The sequence below is a fragment of the Vogesella aquatica genome (assembly GCF_028548455.1).
In the GTDB taxonomy this organism is placed as follows: Bacteria; Pseudomonadota; Gammaproteobacteria; order Burkholderiales; family Chromobacteriaceae; genus Vogesella; species Vogesella aquatica.
This window is the reverse complement of the sequence record NZ_JAQQLF010000029.1, coordinates 20663-32286: the sequence shown is the minus strand read 5'-3', so window position 1 is coordinate 32286 and position 11624 is coordinate 20663. Positions and strand designations below refer to the sequence as shown.

Here is an 11624-nt window from a genome sequence, read left to right as displayed (position 1 = left end):
CACTGCACTGTGCTGGCTGGTGTGCCCGGGCATGAAGAGGCCGCGCTATGCCGGCGCTTTATGCCATTGCCCGGTGTGAAGGTTGGCCGCTGCTGGCTATGGCGTGTGCAGCTTGGAGCGGGCCGGCTGGTGTGGTGGGGCTGCTTGCCACCCGCGCCGCAGGCTGCGGCCTTGGCTTGGGCGCGTTCTCAATATGGAGATGCCGTTCAAGGTGTGTACCCCGTACCTGGTGCGCTGTCAGTGCCGGGCTAGCCAAGCCGATGCTACGTTGAGCCGCCACCGTGACAGGTGGCGGTTTTACGTTGTGCAGCCTGCTGATTATCACCTGGCCATTACCCTGCTTTGTGGTGCTGGCCGGTGTGGCTGCGCCGCGCTCCCTGCTGGCTTTGCCGGCGTGGCTGGGCTGTTGCCCTGTGGTACTAGCTGGTGTGGTCGCGCTGGTGCCCTGTGGTGGTGGTTGGCGTGGCCGGGCTGGTGCCCTGTGGTGGTGGTTGGCGTGGCCGGGCTGGTGCCCTGTGGTGGTGGCTGGCATGGTCGGCTGATGCGCTGCGGTGGTGACATTAAGCGGGTATTTGCTTGATATTGTTACTAATCGTCCGAGCGTTGGTAGGGGCCGCGTTGGTCTCGTGGCTGCGTTTCTACCCGGTGGCTTTGCCTTGGTCGTGCTTGAGGGTTCGCCCCCTGTCTGCTGTTGTTTCGGCTTGCCGGTGCTGGGCGGTAGTTAAGCTACTTAACGCGTCACCATAGTGACACGGCGTTTTGTCACTACGTGGTGTCGGCTTGAGCGCCTTATTTTACAAGGGTGGTTCTATGTCACTACTGTCACTATGCTTTTTTGGTGGGGTCGGGAATGCGCCCGTCAGTATGGCCGGCGCGTGCTTGCAGCGTGACACCTTGCACCCCGGTGGGCGCGGGTCCTCCCCAGACCCCCGGGCCCTTACGGGTGTTCGGGCCGTCGTGGCGCGGCAGGCACAGCCCATGGGGGCTAACTTAATTAACTAGCCGTTAAGCAATCGATTTGTAATTAAATGGTTTATGGTGGGCAGGGGGTCTGGTTTCTTTTATCCGATGCGGTGCTGTTACACCGCGTGCCTAACACTACCGTTTCCCACGGTGAAAAATCATAGGGGGGGGTCTACGACTGGGGCTAGGTTGCGATATCGGGTGGCTGTTGGACAAAAAAGAAGTCGGTGTATTTGATCGTATGACTTGCCCGGCTGCACTGGCCAGCCTGGCCGGAAACTCGGGCAGGGTGGGGGGTGGGTCAAAGTCTGGCGGCCACTGCCAAAGACCGCGTGCCTAGCCACGCATTTTTATGGCGAGTTTTTTTCAAGGGAGGGGGGGTTAAGAATGCTCGGCATATCCGGCCATGAATCGGAGGCGGTGCGTTTTTTCGGCAAGCGTGGCTAGATCGGTGCGTTGTCAGGGCTGGCAGGGCGGGAAGCGTAGCCCGTCAGGCTGCAACCTGGTGGCGCTGGATTTGACGCTGCTGCAGCCGGTGATAAGCACCCAGCACGGCCCAGCGTTGCCAATGTGTGTATAGAATTGTGTATAGATTTGTTTTTCACGAAGCAAGAATGCTTGTCTGGAAAGGCTTTCAGGGTATACTTCGATAGAGGCCCCGGCACCACGAGAAAGTCCAGCAACATCCCAAGCAGTCCATGAAACCCGCACAGCACAAGGCTCTGCGGGTTTTTTGTTGTCCTGCACCGTCTGGCTGCATCCAGCCGCATCCGCCGTTTTGTGTACCATTTCGTGTACTTTTTTGGTGCCCTATCTCAAAGATACACACCCTGCCCGCTATCCTTTGTGGTGCGTCAGCCCAGCAGGCAAAAAGAGTACACCGCCAAAGAGCACACTATTGCCAGATCTCAGCTGTCTTGCGCTGATCACGGCCTGTGATTGTTTCCAGTCATGAGGAGAACGCCGGCATTATCCTACGTGGCACACCGCCATAGGGCGTCCAGAGCCAGCCGGAGAGCTGGCTTTGTTGTTTGTGCTGTTGCGGGCTTGGCTGGTCTACGCTTTATGCCCAGGTGACAAGCGGTAGTTTATAGCTTGGTCCGTGTGTTGTTGGCCGGCATGGTAGGGCTGCTTGCCAGGGAGACAGGGTAAATCCAGCCAAGGTGCGATAAGGAGTGCATTGTGCGGCCTGTGCTGTTTCCTATGTTTTCAGATGATTCGCCTATGACAATGATTTTTTAGCATTCTGCCGGAAGTAGGAAAATCAAAATGAGTAATTTGAAGATTTTGTTTCATTTAATTATTCATATAAGTTTTTTTAAAAGTAGAGGTATATCTCTTTGAAAATTATCGATATCAAGGTGGAAAATTGCATGCGTGGTCTACACTGTTAACTGTTTGGCTTGTACTCCGCCGCCCTCTTTAATATTGCAAATTTATGTCACTTGTTGATACCCACTTGCACTTTGATGCGCCCGAATTTGCCGCAGATACAGCTCAGCGCTGGGCGCGTGCTCAGGCGGCAGGGGTGGTGCATGCGATCGTACCTGCGGTGTCGTGCAGCACTTTTGATCGTGCTATCGCGGTAGCAGACCAGTTTGGCCTGGATGTGGCACTCGGTTTGCACCCGCTTTACCTGGACAGGCACGAGGATGAGCACCTGGCCGTGCTGGAGAACTATCTGTCACAGGGTAAGGCCATCGCGGTGGGCGAGTGCGGGCTGGATTTTTATGTGCCAGGGCTGGACCCCGCGCGACAGGAGGCATTGCTGCTTGCCCAGCTCAAATTGGCGCGACGATTTGACTTGCCGGTAATCCTGCATGTACGACGCTCACAAGATCGTGTTTTGAAGTGTTTGCGCCAAGTGCGAGTACGTGGGGGGCTGGTACATGCATTTAATGGCAGTGTCCAGCAAGCCGAAGCTTTTATAGATTTGGGCTTCTGCCTGGGATTTGGTGGGGCGATGACATATCAGGGGTCGCAGCGGATACGGCGGTTGGCGGCCACCCTGCCACTGTCGGCGTTGGTATTGGAAACAGATGGTCCGGATATGGCCCCGGAGTGGGCGCAAGGGCAGCCTAATGACCCTGAGAATCTTCCCCGCATTGCTGCGGTATTGGCCGAGTTACGTGGTTTGCCGCTAGACGCTGTAGCGCATGCTACTTATCAGAATGTGTGCAGGGTCGTGCCGGCGCTGTGCCTGGGCAGGTGATGCCGCTGTTCATGAGTGTGAATAAGGAGAGAGCAATGTTGAAGAATGTCACTGTAACAGCGCGCATCAGTGTGGGCTTTGCGTTCATGCTAATGGTTTTGCTATTGATTGTGGGTAGCAGTCTTGTGGCATTGGGGCGAGCGGGGAGCAGTCTGGATGATCTGGTAAATCGTAGCTTGGCTTTTAGCCAGCATATCCAGTCTGTCAGGTCTGAAGTAGGTAATTTGCGGCGCTATGAAAAAGACTTGCTGCTGAATATCCAGAGTGTGGAAAAACGGAAAGAGTACCTGGATAAGTGGCTTGATAGCGTAGCCAAGGTGCGCAAACATCTGCAAGAGGCGGATGCCTTGGCCAGCAGTGCCGAGCAAGAGTCCATCAAGTCGTTGTTGGCTGCCATGGAGCGTTATGAGGGTGGCTTGAAAAGTGTGGCTGGCCAGATCGAGGCAGGCAGCCTGGCCACACCACAAGATGGCAATAAGGCGCTGGAACCAGTGAAGGAGGCGGTGCGGGGTATGGAGAATACCACTCGTACGCTGGTTGAGAATGCGGGGCAACATGCTCAGGCCAGTCAGCAGGCGGTGCAGGCGGATATCAGCGCATCGCGCAGCTTGCTGCTGGGGCTAAGCACGCTGGCATTGTTGGCGGCGGTGGGGGCGGCTGTCGTGATTTCTTTGTCGATTCGCCGGCCATTGAGCGAGATAACGCTATTGGCAGAGCAACTGGCCAGTAGCAAGAATCTGTCTGTCACCATTCCGGACTATGGTCGTAACGAGCTTGGCCGTACCGGGCAGGCGCTGAACCATCTGATTGTGACTGTACGAGCGTTGATTCGCGAGTCGCACACGCACTCTGCCAAACTGGTTGGTGCGTCCGAGCAGCTGTCTGGCGTGAGTCATGCCATTCATGACGCAGCGATAAACCAGTCTAATGCTGCAGCGGCCAGTGCCGCGGCGGTAGAGCAGTTGACGGTGAGTGTGAGTGTGCTGGCTGATAATGCAGAGGGCGTGGAACAACAGACTCGCCAGACTGCGAGTGATGCCCGTGCCGGCAGTGATATAGCGCAGACAGCGGCAAACCAGATACAGCATATTGCCCAGAGCATTGGCCGTACGTCTGGCACGATCGACAGCCTGAACCAGCGTTCTAGCGAGATTGGCAATATCGTAAGCGTGATTCGCGAGATCGCCGACCAAACTAACCTGTTGGCGCTGAATGCGGCAATCGAGGCGGCGCGTGCTGGGGAGACTGGGCGTGGCTTTGCAGTGGTGGCAGATGAAGTGCGTAAGCTAGCCGAGCGTACCAGCCAGGCAACCACCGAGATTTCCAGCCGAATTGCCGGTGTGCAGCACGATACGCAGCAAGCGTTCCACAATATGCAGCAGGCTAACACGCTGGTGGAAAGCGGCGTGGAGGGTACAGGGAAGGTTGCCCAGTCTCTGCAGCAGATCTTCCAGTCGTCTATTTATGCGCAAGAAAAGGTCGCGCAGATGGTGCAGGCGATTCAGGAACAGCGGGTGGCGAGCCAGGATATCGCCCAGAATATGGAGCAGATCGCGCAGATGAATGACCAGACGCGCTTGGCGGTGGCGGAAGCTAGCAGTTTGTCTGGTGGCCTGAAGCAGCAGTCACAAGAACTAGACCATAGCATTACACGTTTTCAGGTGTAGGCAACAGTCCAGTCGCGATGAGGGTCGCGGATTGGCAAGAAGCTCCTGATGGTCGTATCCACAGGCGCTTCTTTTTGAGAGTTTGTGTGTGTCGATGGCTACACGGTATGGCCAGCGCTGTTTTGTTTATGGCAAGGTGGTAAATGAAAAAGCCCGCAGCAGTGTGCGGGCTTTGGGGGTTGCAGCAGGCTTACTTGGTAGTCGAGGTCGCAGGTGCTGCGCGGCGGATGAGCGGTGCGGCGCCTGATTTGCCAGCAGCTGCCGGCGCAGTACGTGCAGCATTTGCCGGCACCGGTACCGGTGCCGTAGCTTGGCGGGCAGCTGTCTCTTGCATAACCACGGCTACGCGGCGGTTTTGCGGGTCATTGGCGGCTTTGTTTGGCAGCGGCTGCGTACTGCCGCGGCCAACGCTATCCATGCGGCTGGCTGGTATGCCACGGCTTACCAGATAGGCTTGTACGCTTTGCGCCCGTTGCTGTGACAGGGCCAGGTTGGATGCCGCGTTGCCTGTGCTGTCGGTATGGCCTTCTACCAGGAAGCGTTTCTGGGCCAGCTGCGGCATTTGTAGCGTGCTAGCTAGCTGGTCAAGCATTGGCAGGCTTTCTGCGCGGATCTTGGCAGAGTTCAGGTCAAACTGCACTTGCAGGTTGACAGTAATGTCGCGAGAAGGGGAGACCGGCGTGGTGTTGGCAACGATGGGTGCCAGCTCTGCACCACTATTGAACGAGCGGGCGGGGATCTTGCTGGCATCTAGTGGTATTGGTGCTACGTAGCTGGTCGGGCAGCTTGGGGCTGTCAGATCGCTATCATTGTTTCCGCCATCGTCTTTGGGCTTCAGCTGCATGACTTCCATCAGGCGGCCAGATTCTCCCAGTACGCGGTAGGTGGCCAGTTGCTGGTTCAGCTCTGCATTCAACAGTTCGCGGCGCGACTCGAACAGCTCGTTTTCACTATCCAGCATATCCAGCAGCGTGCGCTGGCCGATATCAAACTGCTTGCGGTAGGCGTCACGCGCTTTTTCTGTAGAAAGCTGATGCTGACGCAGTGATTCCAGTTGGCTGCTGATACGTACCGAGTCGTTATAAGCAATAGAAACCTGCTGACGCATGTCGCGGCAGGCTTTTACGCCTAGTGCTTCGGCTTCGTCACGGCGCTCGGTAGCTGAAGCCAGACGAGCCCGGTCTGCCCCGCCGCGGTACAGGTTCAGATTGACGGCCAGTTCGACAGCTTGCTCGTTGGTGCGACCTTTTACACCGTCCTTGTTGGTAGTGGCTGCCTTGTTGGCGCGCAGGTCAAGCGTAGGCGAGAAGGCGCCACGGCGTACATCAATTTCTGCCTCGGCTGCGCGGTAAAAGGCGCGAGCAGCTTGCAGCGACGGGTTGCTTTTGTCAGCCAGTACCATCAGGTCATTGGCAGCAGGGATCAGGCCCAGATTCAGCGCTGGCAGTTGTAGCTCGTTTGCCGGTACTTCGCCGGTGATACGTGCATAGCGAGCGGATACATCATTCAGATTGGACAGCTCGTTTACCAGGTTGGACTCTGCCAGTGCAAGCCGGCCGGCAATCTGTTCCAGGTCGACACGGCGACCTACACCCTGGGTCACGCGCTGCAGGATCTGTTCGTAGATGCCTTTGTGGATGGCATAGTTTTCTTCTGCTATGTTGACCAGTTTGCTGTAGCGAACGACGTCAACGAAGGCGCGTACCGACTCCAGGCCCTGTTGCTCGGCGGCGGCCAGATATTCGAAGTAGCGGGCACGACTGGTATAGTCCAGCTGTTTTACCTGGTTGGTAGTTATGAAGCCGGCAAAGATGTTCTGGCTCAAGGCCAGGTTGTAGCCATGACGAGTGAAGCTGCTAGTGCTGGTACCGCCAGTGGTGGTGGGGACTTTGTTCTTCTCGCGGGCTGTGGCGTAGCTCAGGTCAACTGTTGGTTTGAATCCGGCCTCGGCAATGCCGCGTTCCTCGAGGCTGGCGCGGAATGTGTGCCACTTCATGCGAACTTCCGCATTGTTCTTCAGGGTTTGCTCAATGGTGTCTTTCAGCTCCAGGGCGTGGCTGGCCATAGGTAGCGAAAGTGCCAGCAAGGCGATAAGCGTACTGCCAAAGATGCGTTTCGGGCGGAAGTTCATGTGAGCCTCATAGAATACTGTGATGATTGAACAGTTTATTATTAAGCAGCAGTTCTAAGTATTTTAAATAAAAGCTTTATGTGCTGTATTTTCGGAAGTGAATGCTAAAGTGTCAAGCTAAACGTAGCAAAATGTGCAGGCTTGCTATACGCTTGTTGCGTGATAAGACGGATGCATTTATAGCCATCCAGCGGAACCAGTCTATGGGCGTACCTTTGGTGTTTACTCGTTTCATCTGGCTGCCTGTGTGGCTGGTGCTGGCAGCACTGGCTGTGGCTGAAATGCCGCTAGAGCGCGTGCAACAGCTTTATGGCGGGCAGGCTGTCCGTATATATCGGGAGTGGCAGCAGTTACTTTTGTCCGCCAGGCGAGAAAGTAACGAACAAAGCATGCTGCGCGATGTAAACCAGTTCTTCAATCAGCGTTACCAGTTTGTTGACGATATGGATTTGTGGAAGCAGGCGGACTACTGGGCAACACCTCTGGAAAGTATGGCGCGCGGTGCTGGCGATTGCGAAGATTATACGATTGCCAAATATTTTACCCTGCGCGAACTGGGCGTAGCACCGCAAAAGCTGAGGCTGACCTACGTGAAGGCTCGTATCGGTGGCGCTGCCAGTACGGTAACGCAGGCACATATGGTACTGGCCTACTATGCCGACCCCGCAGCCGAGCCACTCATTCTTGATAACCTCATCACCACGATCCGGCCTGCATCGCAGCGGGCTGACCTGCAGCCGGTGTTCAGCTTCAATGCGGATGGTATTTGGGTGGGGGGCGGCCCAACGCCGAATTCTAGTGTAGACAGGCTGACCCGTTGGCGTCAGCTTATCGACAAGATGAAAACCGAAGGCTTTATTTCCTGAGAGATGGCATGAAACGCGTTTCCTTGATTCAACAGCTATGGATGCTGGTTATCGCAGCGGTGGTGCTGGCGGCCGCAGGCAGCCTGACGGCCAACTTGTTCAATGCGCGTGACTACTTGCAGCAGCAGTTGGCCGCACAAAGCGCGGACGCGGCCAACTCGCTGGCTATGCTCATTACCCAGAATCAGGCCGACCCTGTGATGGGGGAGACTCTGATCAATGCCGCATTCGACCAAGGCCATTTCCGCCAGATCAGCTGGATAGATGCAAAGGGCAAGGCGCTGGTGCTACGCCAGAACGCGCAGCGCGCGGGCGATACGCCGGCCTGGTTTCGCGAGGTGTTTACCCTGGTGCCGGCTCCTGCGCGCGCGATGGTAAGCAGTGGCTGGATGCAGGCAGGGTATATCCAGGTGGAAAGCGAAGCCGGTTACGCTTACGAGTCCTTGTGGCGTGGCGCGTTGAATGTATCGTTCTGGGTGCTACTGGCGGGTTTGGTCGTGGGGGCTATCGGTTCGCTGGGGGTGAGTACCATCCGCCGGCAACTGTTATCTGTCGTAAACCAGGCCAAATCCATCACCCAACGCCGCTTCATTACCATTCCGGAGCCGGATGGGCCGGAAATGGGCCGTTTGGCCCAAGCCATGAATGCCATGGTGATGCGCGTAAAGGCCATGTTTGAAGAGGAGGCGGTGCGGCTTGAAGCGCTACGTCGCCAGATCAACTTCGACAGCGTTACCGGCCTGGCGAACCGTGGCTATTTCATGGGCCGGCTGGGCGCCGAGCTGGGGGAGCGTGACAAGGAAGGGCGCACGCTGTTGTTGATGCGTATTGATGGCCTGGCGGAGCTGAATGCCAAACTGGGGCGGCCATTGACGGATGAAATGCTCAGTCAGTTCGGTGCTGCGCTGCGGGATCATGAGCGTTTTGGTCTGGAAAGCTTGGCATCGCGCTTGAACGGGGCTGATTTTGCCCTGTTGCTGGGTAGTGCTCAGGCCGAACCTGCCCGGCTGGAGGCCCTGCATGACGAGCTTGGCGCGTTGTTGAGCAGTTTTGCCTCGCAAGATATATGTCTGGCGATGGCCGCGACTGACCTGCGCGATGGGGATGCGATCCGCGACATTATGTCGCGGCTGGATAACGCGCTGGCTTTGTCAGAGGCGGCTGGCGGCGTACGCGTGATGCTGGCTGACGAGAATTTCAATAAGCCGCTGGCCATGACGGCTGACCGCTGGGGGAGTGTGCTGGATGAAGCGATTGCCATGCGGCAGCTCAAGCTGGTGCGCTTTGCCGTGCGTGACGCCAGCGGCGGCATGCTACATGAAGAAGCACCACTGCGCTTGCTGCAAGGGGAGGAGTGGCTGCCTGCCGGCCAGTTCATGCCGATGGCCATTCGCACGCGCCGCGTGGCGGCGCTGGATTTGGCGGCAGTGTCCCTGGCGCTACAGCAGCTGGCTGCGGAGCCAGCTTGCCGCGGTATTGCGGTGAATCTGGCGGCAGAGTCGCTGGCCGATGACGAATTTGTGGCCAAGCTGGTAGGGCAGATTCGCACCCATCGTGTAGCTGCCGGGCGCTTGTGGCTGGAAATGGCAGAAGTCGGCATCGTGCAGCGCTTTGAGCGCTTCCGGGTGCTGTGCCTGGCGCTGGCTGATTTGCCGTGCAAGGTCGGTATCGAGCACTTCGGTCGACAGTTCAGCCTGATCGGACAGCTGCACGATCTGGGTATCGACTATCTGAAAATCGATGGCAGCTTTGTGCAGCAGATTGATCAGGAGGCGGGCAACCAGGCTTTCCTGAAAGGGGTATGCAATATTGCCCATAACATCGGCCTGGGCGTGGTGGCAGAGGGTGTGCGTACCGATGCCGAGCAGCAGATGTTGCTGTCGCTGGGTTTTGATGGCCTGACCGGGCCGGGAGTGAAGTAAGCGGCTCGTGCATGGGCCAATGGCAGGGCGAGTGTGGTGAGCCATCTCGCCCTGTTTGTTTGTGCGCTGTGGATGATGCATGTTGTTGCGCCGGCCGGTACGTAGGGTGCGGGCGTGGCAATTGGCGTGCAAAATAAAAAAGGCATCCGGAGATGCCTTTTTGCATGTTGCGGCCAACCTTGGCTTAGCTCTGCTGGATACCCGCCACCAGCCACTTGCCATTGCTGTTGTCGTCTTTGACGTAGTGCCAAGTTTCGCTGAACTGTACCGCCGGGGCGCCAACAGTTTCGCTCACCATGCCGTTAAAGCGCACGCTGGCAATCATGCGGCTGCTTTCCACGGTCGCTTCGACGATCTGGCAGTCCAGCTGCGGGAAGTCGGCAGGCTCGGTATTGGCAGCCATATCGTCTTTCAATGCATTGAACAGGTCGGCGGTCATGTACTTGCGAACTTCTTCCAGGCTATCGGCAGAGTTGAGATTCTGCAGATGCAGGAAGGTAGCTTTCGCCTGGCGCAGGAAGTGCGGGGCTTCCGTACCGTCTGGCAGGCGCTGGAATGAGGCCGGCGGCGGAGTCAGGCCACTGCCGCCCATGGCGTTATTGCCGGAGCCGATAGGCGGAATGCCGTTGGCACCTGCCGGCGAGGGTTGGAAGTGCATGGGCTGCGTTTGCAGTGGCGGTGCGCGATGGCCGGCCTGCTTGCTGGCCGCTCTGCGGCGCAGGAAAGACAGCAGTGCCAAACCAGCAAGCGAGCCGCCGATCACGGCCAGCCATGGGAAGCCACCGTCGTCATCGCCCATGGCCGAGCCCAGCAGATAGCCGGCTGCAGCACCGGCGGCACCGGCGGCCACCATGCCGCCAATGCCAGAACCTTTTTGCTGTGGTGCAACCTGGGTCGGTGTTTTGGCAGGGATGGCGTTCTGTTGCGAGAAGCTTTGGGTAGGGGTGGCGCGCTGCATGCCGGCGCTCTTGCCTTTACCCACGCGTGCGGCTTCTGCAAACGGCGTGGCCAGCACAGCAATGAGGGAGAGGGCCAGAATGGACGTCTTCGCTCGGGTAATCATTGATTCATTCTCCAGTAGGTAAGCTGACTCTGATGGTCAGGCAGCGTTTCGACTACGCGAAACATGGCTTAGTTCTGGGCGGGCGGGATTATTTCAAGTACCAGCACCGTATCGCCTTGTATGGCAAAGCGGACGTCACAGTGAGCCAGGCGTATGCCGTAGACGCGTGTCGGGTCGTTCTGGTAGGCGGGCCGGGGGTCTTGTGCCAGCACCTCGTCTATCAAGCCGGCCAGCCATGCGGGTGCCGTGTGCCAGGCTTGCAGATCTGCCAGTGCTTTGGGCTGCCACTGTACGCCTAGCTGCGGGGGCGGGCCGTCGACAAAGCCGCCGCGAGCATCCGGTTTGGCCTCCACAAAAGGAATATAAGGTTTGATGTCGAGCACCGGCGTGCCGTGTAGCAGGTCTGCCCCTGCCAGATGCAGGGTGACACCTTGCTGTGTATCGATACTTTTGAGCTCGACCAATGACAAGCCCAAGCCGTTGGGGCGGTGCGTGGCGCGGCTGGCAAAGACGCCTACCTTGCTATTGCCACCCAGGCGCGGCGGGCGTACCAGCGGCTGCCAGCCTCGGGCCAGGGTTTCGTGAAAGACAAACGTCAGCCATACATGGGAAAAAGCCTCCAGGCCGCGCACGCAGTCGGCTTGGTTGTAGGGTGGCAGCAGGGTAAGGCTCACCGGGGCGGACGGTGCCAGCGCGGGTTGGCGTGGTATGCCGAACTTTTCCTGATACGGCGAGTTGATCAGGCCAATAGGGTGCAGTGTGTAGCTCATGCCCCGATTGTAGCGAAAGGTTGGCCGCAC

General features: G+C 57.7%; 7 protein-coding genes. 4 read left to right on the top strand and 3 right to left on the bottom strand.

Features of this window, described 5'->3' with window-relative positions; translation table 11 throughout:
• Window positions 1-2401: 2401 nt before the first annotated feature.
• Together PQU95_RS17430 and PQU95_RS17425 are read left to right on the top strand one after the other, a co-directional pair.
• Entirely contained in the window at window positions 2402-3175 is a 774-nt protein-coding gene (locus tag PQU95_RS17430) for a TatD family hydrolase (RefSeq protein ID WP_272753185.1), read from the top strand.
• 35 nt (window positions 3176-3210) lie between these two features.
• Window positions 3211-4842, top strand: coding sequence for a methyl-accepting chemotaxis protein (locus tag PQU95_RS17425; protein ID WP_272753184.1), 1632 nt, complete (start codon window positions 3211-3213; stop codon window positions 4840-4842).
• A gap of 190 nt (window positions 4843-5032) precedes the next feature.
• On the opposite strand, the gene PQU95_RS17420 is transcribed toward PQU95_RS17425, so the two are convergent.
• Window positions 5033-6973 carry a TolC family outer membrane protein gene (locus tag PQU95_RS17420; protein ID WP_272753183.1) on the bottom strand — a complete coding sequence of 647 codons (1941 nt, stop codon included), beginning with the start codon at window positions 6971-6973 and terminating at the stop codon, window positions 5033-5035.
• 203 nt (window positions 6974-7176) lie between these two features.
• On the opposite strand from PQU95_RS17420, the gene PQU95_RS17415 reads away from it, so the two are divergent.
• Together PQU95_RS17415 and PQU95_RS17410 are read left to right on the top strand one after the other, a co-directional pair.
• On the top strand, window positions 7177-7839 hold the full coding sequence (locus tag PQU95_RS17415; RefSeq protein ID WP_272753182.1) for a transglutaminase-like cysteine peptidase: 663 nt from the start codon (window positions 7177-7179) through the stop codon (window positions 7837-7839).
• 8 nt (window positions 7840-7847) lie between these two features.
• On the top strand, window positions 7848-9761 hold the full coding sequence (locus PQU95_RS17410; RefSeq protein WP_272753181.1) for a bifunctional diguanylate cyclase/phosphodiesterase: 1914 nt from the start codon (window positions 7848-7850) through the stop codon (window positions 9759-9761).
• Between the two features lie 184 nt (window positions 9762-9945).
• On the opposite strand, the gene PQU95_RS17405 is transcribed toward PQU95_RS17410, so the two are convergent.
• Window positions 9946-10824 carry a Tim44 domain-containing protein gene (locus tag PQU95_RS17405; protein WP_272753180.1) on the bottom strand — a complete coding sequence of 293 codons (879 nt, stop codon included), beginning with the start codon at window positions 10822-10824 and terminating at the stop codon, window positions 9946-9948.
• 68 nt (window positions 10825-10892) lie between these two features.
• Window positions 10893-11594, bottom strand: a complete 702-nt coding sequence (gene tsaA, locus PQU95_RS17400; protein ID WP_272753179.1) for a tRNA (N6-threonylcarbamoyladenosine(37)-N6)-methyltransferase TrmO — start codon at window positions 11592-11594, stop codon at window positions 10893-10895.
• Between the last annotated feature and the right edge of the window lie 30 nt (window positions 11595-11624).

What these genes read in the sequence shown, in the direction of transcription:
- PQU95_RS17430 (WP_272753185.1), top strand. Translation starts at nt 2,402, where the DNA reads ATGTCACTTGTTGATACCCACTTGCACTTTGATGCGCCCGAATTTGCC.
- PQU95_RS17425 (WP_272753184.1), top strand. Translation starts at nt 3,211, where the DNA reads ATGTTGAAGAATGTCACTGTAACAGCGCGCATCAGTGTGGGCTTTGCG.
- PQU95_RS17420 (WP_272753183.1), bottom strand. Translation starts at nt 6,973, where the DNA reads ATGAACTTCCGCCCGAAACGCATCTTTGGCAGTACGCTTATCGCCTTG.
- PQU95_RS17415 (WP_272753182.1), top strand. Translation starts at nt 7,177, where the DNA reads ATGGGCGTACCTTTGGTGTTTACTCGTTTCATCTGGCTGCCTGTGTGG.
- PQU95_RS17410 (WP_272753181.1), top strand. Translation starts at nt 7,848, where the DNA reads ATGAAACGCGTTTCCTTGATTCAACAGCTATGGATGCTGGTTATCGCA.
- PQU95_RS17405 (WP_272753180.1), bottom strand. Translation starts at nt 10,824, where the DNA reads ATGATTACCCGAGCGAAGACGTCCATTCTGGCCCTCTCCCTCATTGCT.
- tsaA (WP_272753179.1), bottom strand. Translation starts at nt 11,594, where the DNA reads ATGAGCTACACACTGCACCCTATTGGCCTGATCAACTCGCCGTATCAG.